At 43.8% G+C, this 18,260-nt stretch carries 17 protein-coding genes; 9 read left to right on the forward strand and 8 right to left on the reverse strand.

The window, feature by feature from the left end:
• The 8 genes from fabF (at position 1) to K5Q29_RS00105 (ending at position 6,858) form a co-directional block, all read left to right on the forward strand.
• Positions 1-1,236, forward strand: a complete 1,236-nt coding sequence (fabF, locus tag K5Q29_RS00070; RefSeq protein ID WP_105138990.1) for a beta-ketoacyl-ACP synthase II — start codon at positions 1-3, stop codon at positions 1,234-1,236.
• Entirely contained in the window at positions 1,237-1,713 is a 477-nt protein-coding gene (gene accB / locus K5Q29_RS00075) for an acetyl-CoA carboxylase biotin carboxyl carrier protein (protein WP_105138989.1), read from the forward strand. It abuts the gene before it with no gap.
• Entirely contained in the window at positions 1,710-2,132 is a 423-nt protein-coding gene (fabZ, locus tag K5Q29_RS00080) for a 3-hydroxyacyl-ACP dehydratase FabZ (protein ID WP_024378919.1), read from the forward strand. The genes accB and fabZ overlap by 4 nt, the downstream gene beginning before the upstream one ends.
• 291 nt (positions 2,133-2,423) lie before the next feature.
• Positions 2,424-3,791 (forward strand): acetyl-CoA carboxylase biotin carboxylase subunit, encoded by a 1,368-nt coding sequence (locus K5Q29_RS00085; RefSeq protein WP_105138988.1) that lies wholly within the window; start codon positions 2,424-2,426, stop codon positions 3,789-3,791.
• 267 nt (positions 3,792-4,058) lie between these two features.
• Entirely contained in the window at positions 4,059-4,925 is an 867-nt protein-coding gene (accD, locus tag K5Q29_RS00090) for an acetyl-CoA carboxylase, carboxyltransferase subunit beta (protein ID WP_105138987.1), read from the forward strand.
• Complete coding sequence (locus tag K5Q29_RS00095; protein ID WP_105138986.1) at positions 4,922-5,695, forward strand: acetyl-CoA carboxylase carboxyl transferase subunit alpha; 774 nt, start codon at positions 4,922-4,924, stop codon at positions 5,693-5,695. The genes accD and K5Q29_RS00095 overlap by 4 nt, the downstream gene beginning before the upstream one ends.
• A gap of 64 nt (positions 5,696-5,759) precedes the next feature.
• Entirely contained in the window at positions 5,760-6,233 is a 474-nt protein-coding gene (locus K5Q29_RS00100) for a GNAT family N-acetyltransferase (RefSeq protein ID WP_105138985.1), read from the forward strand.
• Positions 6,226-6,858, forward strand: coding sequence for a hypothetical protein (locus K5Q29_RS00105; RefSeq protein ID WP_105138984.1), 633 nt, complete (start codon positions 6,226-6,228; stop codon positions 6,856-6,858). Before K5Q29_RS00100 ends, K5Q29_RS00105 begins: the two co-directional genes overlap by 8 nt.
• 58 nt (positions 6,859-6,916) lie before the next feature.
• Here the strand turns inward: K5Q29_RS00105 and serS are convergent, their stop codons facing one another.
• From serS to K5Q29_RS00135, 6 genes are all read right to left on the reverse strand, one after another.
• On the reverse strand, positions 6,917-8,191 hold the full coding sequence (serS, locus tag K5Q29_RS00110) for a serine--tRNA ligase (RefSeq protein ID WP_105138983.1): 1,275 nt from the start codon (positions 8,189-8,191) through the stop codon (positions 6,917-6,919).
• Between the two features lie 217 nt (positions 8,192-8,408).
• Positions 8,409-8,780: a DUF956 family protein gene (locus K5Q29_RS00115; RefSeq protein ID WP_012027688.1), complete on the reverse strand. Its 372-nt coding sequence runs from the start codon at positions 8,778-8,780 to the stop codon at positions 8,409-8,411.
• Positions 8,781-8,839: 59 nt separating this feature from the next.
• Positions 8,840-9,751: a PTS system mannose/fructose/sorbose family transporter subunit IID gene (locus K5Q29_RS00120; protein ID WP_044681166.1), complete on the reverse strand. Its 912-nt coding sequence runs from the start codon at positions 9,749-9,751 to the stop codon at positions 8,840-8,842.
• 17 nt (positions 9,752-9,768) lie between these two features.
• Positions 9,769-10,578 (reverse strand): PTS mannose/fructose/sorbose transporter subunit IIC, encoded by an 810-nt coding sequence (locus tag K5Q29_RS00125; protein WP_015647302.1) that lies wholly within the window; start codon positions 10,576-10,578, stop codon positions 9,769-9,771.
• A gap of 31 nt (positions 10,579-10,609) precedes the next feature.
• Positions 10,610-11,602 carry a PTS sugar transporter subunit IIB gene (locus tag K5Q29_RS00130; protein ID WP_012775315.1) on the reverse strand — a complete coding sequence of 331 codons (993 nt, stop codon included), beginning with the start codon at positions 11,600-11,602 and terminating at the stop codon, positions 10,610-10,612.
• 221 nt (positions 11,603-11,823) lie between these two features.
• Positions 11,824-12,636 carry a Cof-type HAD-IIB family hydrolase gene (locus tag K5Q29_RS00135; RefSeq protein WP_024395413.1) on the reverse strand — a complete coding sequence of 271 codons (813 nt, stop codon included), beginning with the start codon at positions 12,634-12,636 and terminating at the stop codon, positions 11,824-11,826.
• A 344-nt stretch (positions 12,637-12,980) separates the two neighbouring features.
• On the opposite strand from K5Q29_RS00135, the gene K5Q29_RS00140 reads away from it, so the two are divergent.
• Positions 12,981-14,441, forward strand: coding sequence for an NCS2 family permease (locus K5Q29_RS00140; protein ID WP_024414516.1), 1,461 nt, complete (start codon positions 12,981-12,983; stop codon positions 14,439-14,441).
• Positions 14,442-14,790: 349 nt separating this feature from the next.
• Here the strand turns inward: K5Q29_RS00140 and metF are convergent, their stop codons facing one another.
• The gene (gene metF, locus K5Q29_RS00145; protein WP_029172100.1) at positions 14,791-15,651 is read right to left on the reverse strand and encodes a methylenetetrahydrofolate reductase [NAD(P)H]; all 861 of its coding nucleotides are present in this window, start codon (positions 15,649-15,651) and stop codon (positions 14,791-14,793) included.
• A 3-nt stretch (positions 15,652-15,654) separates the two neighbouring features.
• The gene (metE, locus tag K5Q29_RS00150) at positions 15,655-17,904 is read right to left on the reverse strand and encodes a 5-methyltetrahydropteroyltriglutamate--homocysteine S-methyltransferase (RefSeq protein WP_221876854.1); all 2,250 of its coding nucleotides are present in this window, start codon (positions 17,902-17,904) and stop codon (positions 15,655-15,657) included.
• Positions 17,905-18,260: the final 356 nt, after the last annotated feature.

Consider the following 18,260-nt stretch of genomic DNA (forward strand, 5'->3'; position numbering starts at 1 on the left):
ATGACAAAATTAAATCGTGTAGTAGTAACAGGCTACGGTCTGACATCTCCAATCGGAAATACGCCAGAGGAATTCTGGGATAGTTTGAAAGCAGGGAAAATTGGGATCGGAAAGATTACCAAGTTTGATACCAGCGAGTACAGCGTACTGAATGCAGCGGAGTTAAAAGATTTTCCTTTTGACAAATATTTCGTTAAAAAAGATACAAATCGCTACGATAATTACTCGCTCTACGCACTCTATGCAGCTAAAGAAGCGATTGCTAATGCACAGCTGGATACAGAGACAGTGGATAGTGATCGTTTTGGCGTTATCTTATCAACAGGTATCGGTGGTATTTTGGAAATTGAAGAGCAAGTTGCTCGTATGAATGAAAAAGGTCCAAAACGCATTCGTCCCATGGCTCTTCCAAAAGCCTTGCCAAATATGGCGGCTGGAAATATTGCTATGCAGGTCGGTGCAAATGGTGTCTGCAAGTGTATCATCACAGCCTGCGCTTCATCAAATGATGCCTTAGGAGAAGCCTTCCGTGAAATCAAGTTTGGTTTCCAAGATGTCATGTTGGCAGGTGGAGCAGAAGCAGCCATTACTCCGTTTGCAATCGGTGGTTTCCAAGCTTTGACAGCTATGTCGACAACTGAGGATCCAGAACGTGCGTCTATTCCATTTGACAAGGACCGCAATGGTTTTGTCATGGGAGAGGGTTCTGCGGTTTTAGTATTGGAAAGTTTGGAACACGCAGAGGCGCGTGGAGCGACGATTTTGGCTGAAATCGTTGGTTATGGAAATACTTGCGATGCTTACCACATGACTTCTCCACATCCAGAAGGTCTGGGTGCTATTAAGGCCATGAAGTTGGCCATTTCAGAAGCAGGTTTAGAGCCAGCTGATATTGACTATATCAATGCCCATGGTACTTCGACACCGGCTAATGAAAAAGGGGAAAGCCAAGCTATCGTATCCGTCTTCGGCAAGAACACGCCAGTTTCTTCCACCAAGTCCTTTACAGGTCACTTGTTGGGGGCTGCGGGTGCAGTTGAAGCGGCAGCTGTCATTGAGGCTATGCGTCATTCTTACGCGCCAAAGACAGCTGGTACGACAGAATTATCTGAAGATATTGAAGCAGATGTCATTTATGGACAAGGGCGTGATATGGAAATCCGCCATGCCATTTCAAATACATTTGGCTTTGGAGGTCACAACTCGGTGATTGCTTTCAAACGCTGGGAGGCTTAAGTGAATATTACAGAAATAAAGGACTTGATGAGTCAGTTTGACCAGTCAAGTTTGCGAGAATTTTCATATAGCAATGCTGGGGAAACCTTGCATTTCAGTAAAAACCAGCAGGCGACAGCGGCTCCGAGTCCAACAGTAGAAGCTCCGCTTGCTCCAATAGCTCCTGCAAGCCCAGCCCCTGTGCCAGCAGTTGAAACCAGTGAGCCAGCTCCAGCAGAAGCCAGCTCAAGCCCTGTGGCAGAAGGTGCAGTGGTGGAAAGTCCTTTGGTCGGTGTGGCTTATTTGTCACCAGCCCCTGACAAGCCAGCCTTTGTAGCAGTAGGTGACACGGTCAAAAAAGGGCAGACCCTCATGATTATCGAAGCCATGAAGGTCATGAACGAAGTGCCTGCTGACCGTGACGGTGTGGTCACAGAGATTTTGGTGGCTAACCAGGACGTTGTAGAATTTGGACAAGGATTGGTACGCATCAAATGATTGATATTTTGAAAATTAAAGAGGCTCTTCCTCATCGCTATCCAATGCTCTTGGTCGATCGTGTCCTTGAAGTATCGGAAGATGAGATTGTCGCCCTCAAAAATGTGACCATTAACGAGCCCTTCTTCAACGGGCATTTCCCAGACTATCCTGTCATGCCAGGTGTTCTCATCATGGAGGCTTTGGCACAAACCGCAGGTGTCTTGGAGTTGTCCAAGGAAGAAAACAAGGGCAAGCTGGTTTTTTATGCCGGCATGGATAAGGTTAAATTTAAGAAGCAAGTTGTACCTGGTGACCAGTTGATCATGACAGCTAAATTTGTCAAACGCCGCGGAACCATTGCGGTCGTTGAGGCAAAGGCAGAAGTGGACGGAAAACTGGCTGCGTCGGGGGTGTTGACTTTTGCTATTGGAAAATAATACTCTTCGAAAATCAAACTCAGCCGTTATTGACTTGATTTGATGAGTGTCAAGCTCCAGTGGAGCTTGACAGCCTGCTACCATAAAATAAGAAAGTGCAGGGGGCTATCTGCTCTTGGAGAAACGAACTTCGTTCGCTCTATCTCCAACCTCCAAAGGTTTCCCAAACCTTTGGAGCTAGCCTGATTTTGATTTTCATTGAGTATGAAACAGTCCTTTATTTTTCAAACTAGTTAAGGACTGTGATTGTTATAACAATTATTCTATGTTAAAAAGGAGATAGGATTCATCATGTTTGAGAAGATTTTGATTGCCAATCGTGGTGAGATTGCGGTGCGGATTATTCGTGCGGCCAGGGAGTTGGGGATTGCGACGGTGGCTGTCTATTCAGAGGCTGACAAGGAAGCCCTCCATACCATGTTGGCAGATGAGGCTGTCTGTATCGGACCTGCTCGTTCGACAGATTCCTATCTCAATATGCAGGCGGTCATCTCGGCGGCTGTTGTGACAGGTGCCCAGGCCATTCATCCTGGCTTTGGATTTTTGAGTGAAAACTCCAAATTCGCCACCCTCTGTGAAGAGGTCGGCATCAAGTTTATCGGCCCTTCTGGGACGGTCATGGATACCATGGGGGATAAAATCAATGCTCGGGCAGAGATGATTAAGGCTCAAGTGCCTGTCATTCCAGGCTCAGACGGTGAGGTCTTGACCAGCCAAGAAGCCCTTGAAATCGCTGAAAAGATTGGCTACCCTGTCATGCTCAAGGCATCGGCAGGTGGTGGCGGTAAGGGGATTCGTAAGGTGGAAAAAGCCGAAGACCTAGTGCCTGCCTTCGAATCGGCTTCCAGCGAAGCCAAGGCAGCCTTTGGCAACGGATCCATGTATATGGAGCGTGTCGTCTATCCAGCCCGCCACATCGAAGTACAGATTTTGGCGGACCAGCACGGTCATGTCATTCATCTGGGAGAACGGGATTGTTCCCTTCAACGCAACAACCAGAAGGTCTTGGAAGAAGCTCCGTCTATCGCCATTGGTCAAACCATGCGGGACCGTATCGGTCAAGCAGCGGTACGGGCTGCCCAGTCAGTTGGCTATGAAAATGCGGGAACCATTGAGTTCCTTTTGGACGAAGCCAAGGGCGAATTTTACTTCATGGAAATGAACACACGGGTACAGGTGGAACATCCAGTTACCGAATTTGTTACCGGTGTGGATATTGTCAAGGAGCAAATCAAGATTGCGGCTGGTCAGGAACTCAGCGTCCGCCAAGAAGATGTGCAGATTACAGGCCATGCCATTGAATGCCGTATCAATGCTGAAAATCCAGCCTTCAATTTTGCCCCAAGTCCAGGTAAGATTTCCAATCTTTATCTGCCAAGTGGTGGCGTTGGTTTGCGTGTGGATTCGGCAGTTTATCCAGGCTACACCATTCCGCCATATTATGATTCCATGATTGCCAAGGTTATTGTGCATGGGGAAAATCGGTTTGAAGCCCTGATGAAGATGCAGCGAGCCCTCTACGAATTGGAAATTGACGGAGTGGTGACCAATACTGACTTCCAGCTGGACTTGATTTCCAACAAACGAGTGGTGGCTGGTGATTACGACACCGCCTACCTCATGGAAGAATTTTTACCCCGCTATCAAGCAGAATTATAGTCTTTTAGTTTACTTTTAGTACTCGCTCCAACTATCTGGTGGATAGTTGGAGGTTGGAAATAGAGCGAACAAAGTTCGCATCAAAAGCTGCAAGCAATTTCAATCGTCCAGTGGAGTGTTTGAAGTTGGAAATAAGGAAACGGAGTTTCAAACTACCACTCTTTAAATCAAAGGTGGTAGGCTGAAAACCTCCACTGGAGCTTTTCACTCATCGAAGTAATAAAAGAAAAACTAAATGACGATAAAAAAGTAAACTAGGAGAATGCTATGGCTTTGTTTCGCAAAAAGGACAAATATATCCGCATCAACCCCAATCGTTCGCGGATAGAGTCAGCACCTCAAGCAAAGCCAGAGGTGCCAGATGAACTCTTTTCCAAATGTCCAGCTTGTAAGGAAATCCTCTACAAGAAGGATTTGGGACCAGAGAAAACCTGTCAACACTGTTCCTATAATTTCCGGATTACAGCCCAGGAACGCTTGGCATTGACAGTCGATAAAGGCTCGTTCGAGGAATTGTTTACAGGGATTGAAACCAAAAATCCCTTGGACTTCCCTAATTATCTAGAAAAACTGGCAGCCACCCGTCAAAAGACAGGTTTAGACGAAGCTGTTTTGACAGGAAAGGCGACAATCGGCGGACAACCAGTTGCCCTTGGAATCATGGATTCTCACTTTATCATGGCTTCAATGGGAACAGTGGTCGGTGAGAAAATCACCCGCCTCTTTGAACTGGCTATTGAGGAGCAACTGCCAGTTGTCCTCTTTACCGCATCTGGCGGTGCTCGGATGCAGGAAGGCATTATGAGCCTGATGCAAATGGCTAAGATTTCGGCGGCTGTAAAACGCCATTCCAATGCTGGCCTCTTTTACCTGACGGTCTTGACAGACCCGACAACAGGAGGTGTGACGGCTAGTTTTGCTATGGAAGGCGATATTATCCTGGCTGAGCCACAGACTCTGGTTGGATTTGCAGGCCGTAGGGTTATTGAGTCAACTGTTCGGGAAAATCTGCCAGACGATTTCCAGAAGGCTGAATTTTTACAAGAACACGGCTTTGTCGATGCCATTGTGAAGCGTCAGGACTTGCCAGCGACCATTAGTCGCTTGTTGAGAATGCATGGAGGTGTCAGATGACCAGTGATGTAGCACGTATGATCCGTTTGGCACGTGACCAAGCTCGCCTGACGACTTTGGACTATGCCACACAACTCTTTGATGACTTTATCGAACTGCACGGCGATCGGAATTTCCGCGATGACGAAGCTGTAGTGGGTGGTATCGGCTTTCTAGCCGATCAGCCGGTGACAGTCATCGGTATCCAAAAAGGGAAGAATCTCCAGGACAACCTCAAACGCAACTTTGGTCAGCCTCACCCAGAAGGCTACCGCAAGGCCCTTCGCCTTATGAAGCAGGCGGAGAAGTTTGGTCGTCCCGTTGTCACCTTTATCAATACCGCTGGAGCCTATCCAGGTGTTGGTGCCGAGGAGCGTGGACAGGGCGAGGCAATTGCCCGCAACCTCATGGAGATGAGCGACCTCAAGGTACCCATTATCGCCATTATCATCGGCGAGGGAGGCTCTGGTGGAGCACTTGCCCTGGCAGTCGCAGACCAGGTATGGATGCTGGAAAACTCCATATACGCCGTCCTCAGCCCTGAAGGCTTCGCCTCTATCCTCTGGAAAGACGGCAGTCGGGCCATGGAAGCAGCAGAACTCATGAAGATCATTTCCTATGAGTTGGAGAAATTCCAAGTGGTCGATCGGGTTGTTTTGGAAAATGGCAGAGCGACCAAGGAAGTCTTGTCTGACATCAAGGAAAATCTGGTCAGCCAGTTGGCTCAACTACAAGCCTTGCCACTTGATCAACTACTCGAAAACCGTTATCAACGCTTTAGAAAATACTAGGAAGACCTAGTATTTTTTTGCTAGATTTGATACAATGGATAAAATAATTTTCAGGAGGTTTTCCATGTTAGTAAAAGCAGATCTATCAAACGCAGAAGAATTATTGCCCATTCAACACCGAGCATTTGCAGCCTTGTATGAAACCTATCAGGACCAATACAACCCTGCCATTGAAACTATGGACTACTTCCAATCACGGTTTGCACGACCAAATTGCAACTACTACAAGATTGTCGAAGAGGGTCAGACAGTCGGACTGGTACGAACAACGGTCGCTGAAGATGCAGACCAGGGTTGGCTAGGTCTGATTGGCATTGATCCAGACCACAGAGGAAAAGGCTATGGTCATAAGGCCATGTTAGAGTTAGAACAACTCTATCCGACAGTCAAGCGGTGGGTACTCTGTACGGTTTTACAGGAGCCTAGATTGGTCGCTTTCTACGAAAGTCTAGGCTATAAGGCTATCAAAACCGAGCCTGAGCAGGAAGGCATGGATATGGTCTATATGGAGAAGTGGATAGGAGGTTCAGATGCTTGAACAGTGTCATAGATACTTGGATTATCAAGGAGTTCATTATTGCAAGCCTGAAAAGGCAGGAGCTTCGGTAAGCGACATGACAACCTTAAGAAACTTAGCACAGGCAGCACGCAAGGAGTTTCAGACATTAAGTTTAGCCTTAGCTGAGCAAGTCAGTCCCTTTGTGCCAGAAAGAGTTAGTCAATGGATGAACCAAGCCCAGATTTGCAGACCGCATTTTTGGACCTATTACCGCCTACCCTCTGCTAGTCCGTCGGCCCCAGCTTTCGCCATTCGTCTGTATGGTAAGGGAGCTGAAGCGGGGATTTCAGTAGAAGTTAGCTTCATTGAGCGAAAGAAGGTAGAGACCTCTCTTTTTCAGCAAAACCGTGTGCTGAACTGCCCGATTCAGGCACCACTTGATTACTGGGTGCAAGAGGGAAAGGTATTTTATCGCTTGGATGGAACTGAGGAGAATAGGCAGATTTTACTAGAAGCCGTCGAAGCAGGACGCGTTCGAAAAGTACTGGTCAAGTATGATGTACCATTTAGAACGACTGCCTCTGAAGAGGAGCTGCGAAAACGCTTGACTAACGGCTTTTCTCTACTAGAACCTTATCTGAATATGACAAAACCCACCGAATAATCAGTGGGTTAATGGCAGACAAGCATCGTCATGATGTTTGTTTTTTTCTTGGGATAGGTTATGGCTTAATCACATCAACCCCACCCATGTATGGACGGAGAACTTCTGGAATGGTGACAGAACCATCTTCGTTTTGGTAGTTTTCAAGGATGGCAGCCACTGTACGGCCAACTGCTAGACCAGAGCCGTTAAGGGTGTGGAGCAATTTAACCTTGCCGTCAGCAGCATCGCGGTAGCGGATTTGGGCACGACGAGCTTGGAAATCCTCGGTATTTGAACAGCTTGAGATTTCACGGTAGGCATTTTGGGCAGGAATCCAGACTTCCAAGTCATAGGTCTTAGCAGCTGAGAATCCCATATCACCTGTACAGAGGGCCAAAACGCGGTAAGGCAAGCCTAGCTTTTGGAGAATATTCTCTGCGTTTGCGGTCATTTTTTCCAATTCATCATAAGATTGCTCTGGTGTGGCAAATTTGACCATTTCAACCTTGTGGAATTGGTGAAGGCGGATAAGACCACGGGTGTCACGACCAGCAGAACCAGCTTCAGAACGGAAAGATGGGCTCATGGCTGTGAAGTAGATTGGCAGGTCTTTTTCTTCCAAAATCTCGTTGCGGTAGTAGTTGGTCAATGGTACTTCCGCAGTTGGGATGAGGACAAAGTTAGTGTCTGCCAACTCAAAAGTATCTTCCTTGAACTTTGGATATTGACCAGTACCGAACATAGAGTCGTGGTTGACCATGTAAGGTGTGATGATTTCCTGATAGCCTTCTACGATATGCTCGTCCAACATGAAGTTGTAGAGGGCACGCTCCAAACGAGCACCCAAGTTCTTGTAGAAGAGGAAGCGTGCACCAGTTACTTTTGCGCCACGTTCCCAGTCCAGAATATCTAGGTCTTCGCCCAAATCCCAGTGAGCTTTTGGCTCGAAGGTAAATTCACGAGGCGTTCCCCAGCGGCGAACTTCCACGTTTTCTTCTTCATCTGCACCAACAGGGACAGAGTCGTGCGGTGTATTTGGAAGAACTGCAAGGATGGCATTTAGTTTTTCATCAATTTCCAAGAGTTCAGCATCCAAGTTTTTTACATCGGCAGACAGTTTTTGCATGGCAGCAATCTTGTCGTCAGCATTTTCCTTGTTGCGTTTTGCTTGGGCAATCTCTGCTGAAACTGTGTTACGTTCAGCTTTTAATTCTTCTACAGTAACCAAGATTTCACGGCGTTTTGCATCCAATTCCTTGATGTCTGCCAAGGTTTCGGCAGCCACACCACGAGTAGCTAATTTGGTAGCCACTCCGTCAAAATCTGTACGAATACGTTTGATATCTAGCATAGATGTCTCCTTTAGAATAAAAAAACACAGAATGAGAGATGCTGGAGCGATATTTACCGCGGTTCCATCCAGCTTCACATTCTGTGCACTTGATTGTATTTTGATAATTTCATAACGGTAGAATTTCACAACTTTTTCCTATCTGCTCACAGCGACCGCAGACTTTCTGGAAGGAGCTAGAAGCTACTTATCCGTTTCTACTATTATACTTGAATTTTTATTTTTTGGCAAATAGATTCGAAATTTTTCTGCCGATTGTTTGCATAAGAGTCGGTAATTTCACAACTTTTTCATTGCCAATATGTTCACGAGCAATTTTAAGAATCTTACCAGAATCTTTAGATGCAAACAAGAATCGACTTTTCTCTGTATAAATTTCAAAATGACGGCTGATTGCTTTGCCAGAAACGTTAGCACCGATGCTAGTCATTTCTGACCAAGGAATCTGGATATAACGCTCAACGTTGCTATCTGGGTAGAATTCAAGTGCCTTGTCACCAATTAGAAATTTACCAACCTTGCCACCAAAGCCCATGTAGGAAACCCCTGTGGTTTGTAGTTCAACGCTTGTATTTTGTGATTGTGCCATAGTGCTCTCTCCCTAGATATTCATTATATCATAAAACCCCGCAAGAGCGGGGTCCTTGATTACATAATGTTGAAGAAACGAGCAAGAATACCTACGATGAAGAGACCGATAATCATTGTGATTGGTGTTACTTTCTTCTTAAGCAAGTGCATGCAGAGGAAAGTAAGGAGAAGTCCCATCAAACCAGGAATCAAGCTGTTCAACTGACCTTGCAATGTTTGTGCTTGAGTTGGGTAAAGGCTAAGTCCGCTAAGGGCGTCACCCAAGATACCTTGAAGTTCAGTACCAGTTACAGTGCCTTCTGGGAAGACGATGTAAGCACCTTCTGACAATTGTTTTGCAGGAAGGTCAACGGTGAAGTTGATAGATACCCAACGTTGAACAAGAACGGCAAGGATGAACATACCAAGGATTGAAGCACCTTTAGTGATGTCTTGAAGGATACCACCAGACATGTCTTTAGTGATTTCGCTACCAGCCTTGTAACCAAATTCTTGTGTATACCATAGGAAGGCCATACGGATTGCGTTCCAACCAAAGAAGAAGATGATTGGTCCCATGATATTTCCAGATTGTGCAAGTGAGGCACCAAGTGCACCAAGGATTGGACGAACAGTAAACCAGAAGACTGGGTCACCGATACCAGCAAGAGGTCCCATCATACCGATTTTCACACCTTGGATAGCTGTGTCATCGATTTCAGCACCATTAGCACGCTCTTCTTCAAGGGCAAGAGTTACACCAAGGATTGGTGATGCAACGTATGGGTGTGTGTTAAAGAATTCCAAGTGGCGCTCAAGAGCAGCAGCTTGATCTTCTTTTTTAGTGTAAAGTTTTTTGATAGCTGGGATCATTGCATAAGCCCAACCTAAGTTTTGCATACGCTCATAGTTCCATGAACCTTGAAGGAAGGTTGAACGCCACCAAACTTTTTTACGATCGCTTACGGAAAGTTGAATTTTTTCTGACATGATGAATCTCCCTTCTCTTAGTAGTCTTCAAGGATGTCGCCGATTGGGTCGTTAGATGAAGCACCACCGTTACCTGATCCGCCTTGTTTTGACAAGTTGAGGTAGATAAGCGCGATTGCAACACCGATAACACCAAGTGCGATAAGTGTCAATTGGCTGATAGCAGCAAAGGCAAAACCAAGTGCGAAGAATGGCCATACTTCACGAGTTGCCATCATGTTGATAACCATAGCATAACCTACGGCAACAACCATACCACCACCAACGGCCATACCACCTGACAACCAAGCTGGCATTGCTTCAAGTACTGATTGAACAGCTTCTGCAGGAATTGCAAGAAGAAGAGCTGCAGGAACAGCGATACGCAAACCTTGAAGGAGAAGAGCAAACAAGTGGTAGCGTTCTACAGCAGCGAAGTTTGCATCTTTAGCAGCATTGTCAGCACCGTGTACAAGACCGACTGAGATAGTACGAACGATCATTGTAAGGAAAAGACCAGCTACGGCAAGAGGGATAGCAGTTGTTGTTGCAACGGCAATACCTTCAGTTGAGAAGTTGCCACCTTTAATCATGATGATTGCAGCAGCTACAGAAGCAAGAGCAGCGTCAGGAGCAACAGCTGCACCAATGTTTGCCCAACCAAGTGCAATCATTTGTAGAGAACCACCAAGCATAACACCTGCAGCCAAGTTACCAGTCACAAGACCGATAAGGGTACAAGCTACCAATGGTTGATGGAATTGGAATTCGTCAAGGATACCTTCAAGACCAGCGAAGAAGGCAACGATGACAACGAGAATTGCAGAAATAAGTGTAATATCTGACATGTTGTAATCCTTTCTATACTAACAGATCGATTTATTGAACGTTTGCCTTGTTGATAAGTTCAAACAAGTCTTTCTTCGAATCGTTTGGTACTTTACGCACATCAAATTCAACGCCGAGGTCACGCAATTTTTCAAAGGTTGCAACGTCATCTTTGTCCATTGACAATACGTTGTTAACCATTGTTTTACCAGTTGAGTGAGCCATAGAACCAACGTTCAATTCTTTGATTTCAACACCACCTTCAATTGCTTCAAGAGCTTCTTGAGGAGTTTCGAAAAGAATCAAGGCGTGAGTGTTACCGAATCGAGGGTCTTTAGAAACCTCAATCAATTTCTTGATTGGGACAACGTTCGCTTTTACGTTACCAGGTGCAGCTTGTTTGATGAGTTGTTTACGCAATTCATCTTTGGCAACTGTATCTGATGCAACGATGATACGATCTGCTTTGGAAGCAGGAGTCCAACCAGTCGCCACTTGACCGTGCAAGAGACGAGTGTCGATACGGGCTAAGTTGATTTTCAACTTGCCGTCACCGATAACAGTACCTGGAGGGATAGCACCTTGTAGTGCAACAGGAGCAGCATCGGCAACAGGAGCAGCTTCAGCTGGTTGAAGTTCTTCTGGAAGAACTTTGATACCATCTTTGGCTTCCTTGATAATGTTTGCCGCAACTTCTTCCACGCCAGCAGCAGCGTTAATCATACGCTCTGTGTAAGCTTGGATAAGCATTGGCAAGTTTAGACCGGTGATGATAGCAAACTTACGATCTGGATTTTCACCAGCTACACGGCTTGCTTGGTTGAATGGTGAACCACTCCAAAGGTCAGCCAAAACCAAAACTTCATCATCGGCATCGAATGCGTCCACGGCAGCATTTAGCTTAGCGTATAAATCATCTGGACCTTCACTTGGCATAAAAGTAACAACTTGTACTTTTTCTTGTTCGCCAAAGATCATTGAACCTGACTGATGAATACCAGCAGCAAATTCGCCATGACTTGCAATAATGATTCCAATACTCATTATTGATCCTCCTAAATTTTTCTTGTTCATGTAAAAACCATTGAATGGGCTTTCATGTTCGAACTATACCATTATAAAACGTTTTCAGTACATTTGTCAAGTAGGTTTGTGTTAAAAGTGCAAAATATTTCCGAAACTTTTCATAATTGTGTTTCAGAAAAGTGATAAAAATATGCAACGAATATGACAAAAACCTGACAGTTTATCAGTTTTTTTGAAGTCTATAAAAATAGGTTTTCTAGTTCACGTGCGACACCATCTTCAAAATTAGCAAATGCTGTCAATCTGTCGGCATGTGGACGAAGTGTATCGCTACAATTTTTCATGGCATAGGCTGTTCCTGCTAGGTCTAGCATCTCAACATCGTTGTGCTCATCGCCGAAGGCAATTAAGTCGCTAGGAGAGGCTTGGTAGAGGTTAAGAACATAGCTCAGAGCGGTTGCCTTATTGACACCTTTTGCACAAGTTTCGAGGATATTTAATGGTCCACCCCACGTATTGATTTCTAACTCATCTTTGAAATAGGCATTCATTTCTTTTGCAAGTTCATACTTATCAGTTGCACGAGTTTGCATAAGGATGGAATGAGGATCACTGGTAATTAACTCAGGTCTGATGAGTGTATCTGGTGTAATCTGTTCAACCCCCATCAGAGCTGGATCAATCTTGTCTAAGTTCTTTTGAGTGATGTAGAATTTATTCTTGTATTCACCGGCAATAAAATCTGCCTCGAATGTTTCTTCTTCTTTTAGAAATTCGAGTAGGTATTTTTTGTCGATTAAAATATTTTGTTCCCATTGCCATTTCTTTCCAGGGATGTGAACTAAAGAACCGTTGAAATTAATCATGGGAGTATCCAGTTCTAGTTGGTGGTAATATTTTTCAGCCATTCGATAGGGGCGACCTGTGGCGATAAGAACGGTGTGTCCTGCTTGGCGGACCTTCTTTATAGTTGAGATGGTATAATCAGATAATTGGCTATCATTATTGAGCAATGTGCCGTCCAAATCGATAGCAATGATTTTTTTCTTCATATTTAATAGCATTCCTTTCTAGATTTGTCATACTAGTTTTTAATAGCAAAAAGTGTTTAGGTAGTAGTTAACCTGCTGAGAAATTGTTTTATGCGTCAAAGAATAGTACTTGTAGGTAACCATATCTTGAACTAATAATTTCCAGTATAACAAAAGGAGATAATAAAAGCAAAGAAGCAATAAATTTTTTATAGATTGTCCGCAAGGTTTTTAATGTTCGTTATTTACGAATGTTAAAGGATGGAAATCAACAAAATAACGTTTTCAAGATTAAAAAACTTGAAATTAGAATGTTTTTTGATTATAATGTTTTTATCGTTCGTAAATTAAAGGAGAAATGAAAAATGGATCAATTTTTTAAATTGAAAGAACACGGAACGACGGTTTCAACAGAAATTATGGCAGGTCTTACGACTTTCTTTGCCATGTCCTATATTTTGTTCGTTAACCCGAGCGTATTGAGTGTGGCAGGTATGCCGACTCAGGCAGTCTTTTTAGCGACAATTATTGCGAGTGCTGTATCAACGCTTGTTATGGGATTATTTGCTAACGTACCTTACGCCTTGGCACCAGGGATGGGGTTGAATGCCTTCTTTACCTATACAGTGGTTATCGGTCTTGGTTTTACTTGGCAAGAAGCTTTGGCAATGGTTTTCCTCTGCGGTTTGTTTAATGTTTTTATTACCGTTACAAAGGTTCGTAAGAGCATTATTAAGGCGATTCCGATTAGCTTGCAACATGCCATCGGTGGAGGTATCGGGGTTTTCGTTGCCTATCTTGGTTTTAAAAACTCTAATTTAATCACCTTCTTGACATCTGGTTCAGATATTATTACTGTAAATGGTGTTGCTCCGGCAGATGCAACAGCTGAAACATTCTCAAATGGTGTTTTCTCTGTTTTTGCAGGTGGAGGTGTTGTCCCATCTATTTCAACTTTTACTGAACCAAGTGTTCTCTTAACAGTGTTCGGTCTCCTCTTGACAGCTGTTTTGGTTATTAAGAACGTGCGTGGTGCAATTTTGATTGGTATTATTGCAACGACTGTAGCTGGAATTCCAGCGGGTGTTGTAGACCTTTCTACCATTGATTTTGCAAATAACAATATCGGTACAGCCTTTGCGGAGCTTGGTACGACTTTCTTAGCAGCTTTTGGTGGTCTATCTTCGCTCTTTGCTGACTCAAGCCGTCTACCACTTGTTTTGATGACTATCTTTGCATTCAGCTTGTCAGATACCTTTGACACACTTGGTACCTTTATCGGTACAGGTCGTAAGACTGGTATTTTCTCAGAAGAAGATGAGAAAGCTCTCGAAAATGGTACAGGCTTTAACTCTAAGATGGACAAGGCGCTCTTTGCAGATGCGATTGGTACTTCAATCGGTGCCCTATTTGGTACTTCAAATACAACGACATATGTTGAATCGGCTGCAGGTATCTCTGCAGGTGGTCGTACTGGTCTGACAGCTGTTACAACAGCGGTTCTCTTCCTTCTTTCAATTCTTATCTTGCCATTTATCGGTATTGTACCAGCAGCAGCAACTGCTCCAGCTTTGATTATTGTCGGTGTCATGATGGTTTCATCATTCCTAGATGTGGATTGGAGCCAATTCGAAGACGCTCTTCCAGCCTTCTTTGCAGCCTTCTTCATGGCACTTTGCTTCTCAATCTCATACGGTATTGCAGCAGCGTTTATCTTCTATTGCTTGGTAAAAGTTTCAACAGGTAAGGCTAAAGAAATTCATCCAATCCTTTGGGGTGCTACAGCTCTATTTATTCTGAACTTCATCATTCTAGCCATCTTGTAATCTGTTTATTATCCTTGAACTGATCTTCATTTGAAGGTCAGTTTTTTTATTTACGATTAAAATATATGGGAATCAATGTGATTCAGTTAATAAAATACTGTCTTGAATGTTGTAAATTGCAAACGGATGGAGTTTATTTTTCCATTTCGTCGTTTCTCTGTCTTCTCTTAGTGGCATTTTTACTCCTTGTGACTGTATTTTAAATGGCTGTTCGTTATTGTAAGCAAGATGTCACATACCTAGACATCTGCTGGTTTAATTTCATGATGGGGTGAAACAAATTATCATGTAGTCTTTGGGAGTCACAGGGCATAGAATAACCCCTGAGCTTGGGCTCAGGGGGAGTTTTCTAACTATAATGTTTGAATAGCGAATGAGTTGCCTGATGGATGGTGCGTGCTGTTTCAGCGTTGTTCATGGTGTAGAGATGGATACCAGCCACATCATTGGTCACTAAGTCAACAATTTGATCTACAGCATAGGCCAGACCTGCTGCCCGAAGAGATTCAGGATTGTGCTCATATTTTTCTAAAATGGCTTTAAACTTACGAGGGAGGTGAATATTCTCACAGGTTTTCAAGAGTCGAAGTGCCTGATTCCTGTTGATGATAGGCATAATACCTGCGATAATAGGCACTTCGATGTCTGCTAGAGAACATTTCTCCTGAAAGTTATAAAATGCTTCGTTATCGAAGAAAAGTTGAGTTACCAAGGTTGAACAACCGGCATCAACTTTCTTTTTTAGGTTTTTGATATCTGATACTGCGTTTGGCGATTCAGGATGTCCTTCTGGATAGCAAGCTCCGATGATATCAAATTGAGGAGCTTCTTCCTTGATAAAGGAAATCAAGTCGGTTGCATACTGGAAGTCCTCTTTAGGGGGAAGACCTTCAATGATATCGCCACGAAGTGCTAAAATCTGATGCACATCAATTTCATCGAGAGAATGAAGAACGGATCGGACCTTTTCTTTTGTCAAGTAAGCAGCTGGCAAATGCGCGATAGTTGGAATATGCAATTCATTGTGCACATGGTTAGCCAACTTTACAGTCGTCTCTTCTACGTTAAGGTTGTTATTGCTACAAGTCACACTGATAAAATGAGGGGCCAAACCTTGCATCTCATCGAGAGTTTGGATAATCTTTTCATTGCCTACTTCTGGTTTTGGAGGAAAAATTTCAAATGAGAGACTTGGGGTTTGACCGATCATACATTAGAGTTCCTTTCTGGCTGCCTTAGCTGCTTGAGTCAAGTGGATAAGACTAGCTTTTGTTTCTGATTCGCCACGAGTCTTGAGTCCGCAGTCTGGGTTAATCCAGACTTTTTCTTTCGGCACTTTAGCAAGGATGGCTTGAATAGTGTGTGCAATTTCATCAACGGCAGGGACACGTGGAGAGTGGATGTCATAGACACCAGGACCTACCTGAGTTTGGAAGTTTTTAGCCTTGAGTTCATCTAGGATAACAAGATTTGAACGGCTGGCTTCAAAGGAGATAACGTCCGCATCCATATTGTCGATGGCTGGAATGATGTCTGTAAATTCGCTATAACACATATGTGTGTGGATTTGTGTATCTGGTGCAACAGTTGAGTGTACCAAACGGAAGGCAGGAATTGCCCAGTCAAGGTACTCGCTGTACCAGTCGCTACGACGGAGTGGTAGTTTTTCACGAAGGGCTGCTTCGTCGATTTGGATGATCTTGATACCCGCTGCTTCAAGGTCAAGAACTTCTTCCTTGATAGCGAGAGCAATTTGAAGTGTTGATTCTTTGATAGAGATGTCTTCACGTGGGAAGGACCAGTTGAGGATGGTTACAGGTCCAGTCAACATACCTTTAACTGGTTTGTTTGTACGGCTTTGAGCATAGCTAGACCATTTGACAGTAATTGGGTTCAAGCGTGTTACATCACCCCAGATGATTGGTGGTTTTACCCCACGCATGCCGTATGATTGTACCCAACCGTTCTTACTGAAGAGATAACCAGACAGGTTTTCGCCGAAGTATTCTACCATGTCGTTTCGTTCAAACTCACCGTGAACTAAGACATCGAAGTCAACTTCTTCCTGCCATGCAATCCACTCATCTGTTTGAGTTTTAACAAATGTATCGTATTCTTCTTCTGAGATATTTCCTTTACGGAAAGCCAAGCGTGTGCTACGGATTTCTTTGGTTTGAGGGAAAGAGCCAATCGTTGTTGTTGGAAGAAGTGGTAAGTTTAGCTTCTCGCGTTGAATGGCTTCACGCTCTGCAAAGACTGGTAGGCGTGTATAGTCTGAGTCTGTCAAACTTGCAAGACGGTCAGCAAGTGCTGTGTCACGCCCCACACGTTCAAGAGCAAAGAGTTCTTTGTTAGCTGTGAGAGCAACTTCGCCTTGACCGTTACGGATGGCATCCAAATCACGTAATTCGCTCAATTTTTCAACTGCAAAGGCAAAGTGGTTGCGGATAGCAGGCTCAAATTCTTCATTAGCAGTTGTAAATGGTACATGAAGAAGGGAGCAAGAAGTTGTTAGAACGACATTTTCAGCTGGAATAGTATCCAAAACAGCTAGGCTCTTTTCGTAGTTGTTGCGCCAGATATTTTTACCGTTGACGATACCAGCGTAGAGGGTCTTGTCAGCTGGGAAACCTGTCGCAACAAGTGTAGCCGTTTCCTTACCTTCTACAAAGTCAAGACCGATGGCATCAACAGGTAGGTTTGTCAATTCTGTGTAAATATCACGCACATCACCGAAGTAGGTTTGGATGAGGACTTGCAAGCCTTTCTTATCAGCCAAGAGAGTTTGGTAGATGTTTAGGAAAAGGGCTTTTTCTTCAGCAGTCAAATCCTTGACCAAGCTAGGTTCGTCCAGCTGGATTTTTTCAGCGCCAAGTTCTGCCAATTTTGCAAATACTTGTCCGTAGGCTGCAACTAAGCTATCAGCGAAATCAGTAGCAGTCAAACCTTCTTCAAAATCAGTTAATTGTAAGAGTGTGAATGGACCAATCAAAACTGGACGAGTTGTGATACCCAAGTCCTTTGCTTCTTGGAATTCGTCGAAAATCTTTTGACCAGCCAGTTTGATTTCTGTGTCTTTTTCAATAGCTGGAACGATATAGTGGTAGTTAGTATTGAACCATTTTTTCATCGGTCTAGCACGAACGTCCCCTTTTTCTCCTTGATAACCACGTGCAAGAGCGAAGTATTTTTCAAGGTCAGTCAAGTCAAGCTCTTGAACTGCTTTAGGTACGATGTTGAAGAGAACAGCTGCATCCAAAACATTGTCATAGTGAGAGAAGTCGTTGCTTGGGATTTCAGTAATGCCTGCCTCTTTTACAATATTCCAATGTTTAGCACGCAATTCTTTGGCAGCAAGCAAAAGTTCTTCCTGTGGAATTTCATTTCTAAAGTATTTTTCAGTGATAAATTTTAATTCACGGTGTTCTCCGATACGTGGGAAGCCGATAATAGTAGTAGTCATGGTTTTTCCTCCAAAATATTTCTATGCCCCTATCCTAACAGAAAAAACGACTCTTGTATAATTGTAAAATTTTAGAGAAAGTTATAACTTTTGGCTATAACAGATTGAAAGGGAGCTGCTTTTTATGATATTTCTTCTATATAAAAGCTTGAAAAAACGCCTGTTTATCAAGCTTGCCTTTTTTATGCTGGCTTCAGCATAGTCTTTTCTTAAGCTTGGTATAGATTTTATCTATGAAACAGCAAAAGGCGAACTCTTGTTTGCGAGCAATTGTTTATAGGTAGTTCTGATAGTTATTTTTTATCAAGCCATAAAACTTCTATATTAGACAGGGCTAGGTAGCCATGCTACAATGG

Origin of the sequence: Streptococcus sp. 2018037 (assembly GCF_019754195.1) — a bacterium.
In the GTDB taxonomy this organism is placed as follows: Bacteria; Bacillota; Bacilli; order Lactobacillales; family Streptococcaceae; genus Streptococcus; species Streptococcus hashimotonensis.

Excerpts from the sequence above, each read along its gene's own strand:
- metE (WP_221876854.1), bottom strand. The coding sequence starts at position 17,904 with ATGACTACTACTATTATCGGCTTCCCACGTATCGGAGAACACCGTGAA.
- metF (WP_029172100.1), bottom strand. The coding sequence starts at position 15,651 with ATGATCGGTCAAACCCCAAGTCTCTCATTTGAAATTTTTCCTCCAAAA.
- K5Q29_RS00135 (WP_024395413.1), bottom strand. The coding sequence starts at position 12,636 with ATGAAGAAAAAAATCATTGCTATCGATTTGGACGGCACATTGCTCAAT.
- K5Q29_RS00120 (WP_044681166.1), bottom strand. The coding sequence starts at position 9,751 with ATGTCAGAAAAAATTCAACTTTCCGTAAGCGATCGTAAAAAAGTTTGG.
- serS (WP_105138983.1), bottom strand. The coding sequence starts at position 8,191 with ATGCTAGATATCAAACGTATTCGTACAGATTTTGACGGAGTGGCTACC.
- K5Q29_RS00095 (WP_105138986.1), top strand. The coding sequence starts at position 4,922 with ATGACCAGTGATGTAGCACGTATGATCCGTTTGGCACGTGACCAAGCT.
- K5Q29_RS00100 (WP_105138985.1), top strand. The coding sequence starts at position 5,760 with ATGTTAGTAAAAGCAGATCTATCAAACGCAGAAGAATTATTGCCCATT.
- K5Q29_RS00085 (WP_105138988.1), top strand. The coding sequence starts at position 2,424 with ATGTTTGAGAAGATTTTGATTGCCAATCGTGGTGAGATTGCGGTGCGG.
- K5Q29_RS00140 (WP_024414516.1), top strand. The coding sequence starts at position 12,981 with ATGGATCAATTTTTTAAATTGAAAGAACACGGAACGACGGTTTCAACA.
- K5Q29_RS00115 (WP_012027688.1), bottom strand. The coding sequence starts at position 8,780 with ATGGCACAATCACAAAATACAAGCGTTGAACTACAAACCACAGGGGTT.
- fabZ (WP_024378919.1), top strand. The coding sequence starts at position 1,710 with ATGATTGATATTTTGAAAATTAAAGAGGCTCTTCCTCATCGCTATCCA.
- K5Q29_RS00130 (WP_012775315.1), bottom strand. The coding sequence starts at position 11,602 with ATGAGTATTGGAATCATTATTGCAAGTCATGGCGAATTTGCTGCTGGT.
- K5Q29_RS00125 (WP_015647302.1), bottom strand. The coding sequence starts at position 10,578 with ATGTCAGATATTACACTTATTTCTGCAATTCTCGTTGTCATCGTTGCC.
- accD (WP_105138987.1), top strand. The coding sequence starts at position 4,059 with ATGGCTTTGTTTCGCAAAAAGGACAAATATATCCGCATCAACCCCAAT.
- K5Q29_RS00105 (WP_105138984.1), top strand. The coding sequence starts at position 6,226 with ATGCTTGAACAGTGTCATAGATACTTGGATTATCAAGGAGTTCATTAT.
- fabF (WP_105138990.1), top strand. The coding sequence starts at position 1 with ATGACAAAATTAAATCGTGTAGTAGTAACAGGCTACGGTCTGACATCT.